Raw genomic sequence first — 1,075 nt, 5'->3', positions numbered from 1 at the left:
GGACACGGGGGCCTGGGGCCGCTCCGTGTGCTCTGACGGGGTCGGGGTGTCGGTCATGGTGTCCGTGGTGGCGGGGATGTTCTGGCTGCGCGGTTCGGGCTCGTCGAGCCCCACGCCGCGCCACTGACCGACCGGGGTGGCGCCGGTGTCGACGTCGTCGACCTCGACGTTCCTGGTCGTATAGGGGTTGGGGACGCTCGCCCGGGAAGTGGGACGGTAACCGTTCTCGGCGGACGCGGAGAAGGGTCCGGTGGGGAGCTCCGTCGCGGGTGTGACCTCGCCGCCCGACGAGCGGTCGTCGGGTTCTTGCGAGTGCGGATGCACGGGCTGATGCACGGGATTTCCTAGCTCGGTCTCCGGTGACGGGGGTTCCTGGGACTTGACCATCCGGGAGATGGCCCGGCGGAACCGTCCTTCACGCCTGGCTCCACGCCCATCCTCCGTCGACATCATCTTGGCCAGGGAGTGGTCATCGCGATCTTGCGGTGACTGCGCCTGTGCCACAATCTCGTCTCCTCGAATCAGGTGGGCGGCTCGGCGGTGGCCCCGCACCACCACCCCGACCAGGGAGGATGAAACTTCGGGGCTCACGATCGGTTCCCTGGCGAACCAGGCCCCCCGATCGCCGGGGGAACGCCCGACGGCTTCCAGGTCCAAGGGAACGTGTGGTCGGGCCTGTCAGCGGCCCGGGCGGCGTGCGCCCGATCCGGAGGACAAGTGCTCGTGTTCCACACAATTCCTGTTCTTCCACCGAGAACCGTCGTTCGGTTCGTCAGACTAACAAAGGACGCGCCGCTTGACAGAAGAATCGGAGAAGCACCGGAAAAGCCCTAGATGGAACCCACATGACGTGCGAGAACACTCTGAACCCAATGCCCTGAACACCTTCCAGAACACGGCATTTACACCTTTTGTCTGTTTCCAGCCAGGTGTCATCAGTATCACTGATCATCTGCCCACTTCGTGCCCCCGGAACTCCGAAAAGAGTGCTATGGAAGATCGAGATCGGCCTGACCTGGGGCGGCGTTGACGAGCGCGACCATGTTGCCGGGCGGTTGCCTGTTCTCGCTCATGA

At 64.7% G+C, this 1,075-nt stretch carries 1 pseudogene; it reads right to left on the bottom strand.

Annotated elements, in window-relative coordinates:
- Nucleotides 1-336, bottom strand: a pseudogene (locus tag BQ8420_RS17195) (ATP-binding protein); the annotation flags it as partial.
- Nucleotides 337-1,075: the final 739 nt, after the last annotated feature.

This window comes from Nocardiopsis sp. JB363 (genome assembly GCF_900143625.1).
Taxonomy (GTDB): domain Bacteria; phylum Actinomycetota; class Actinomycetes; order Streptosporangiales; family Streptosporangiaceae; genus Nocardiopsis.
This window is presented reverse-complemented; position numbering and strand designations above follow the sequence as displayed.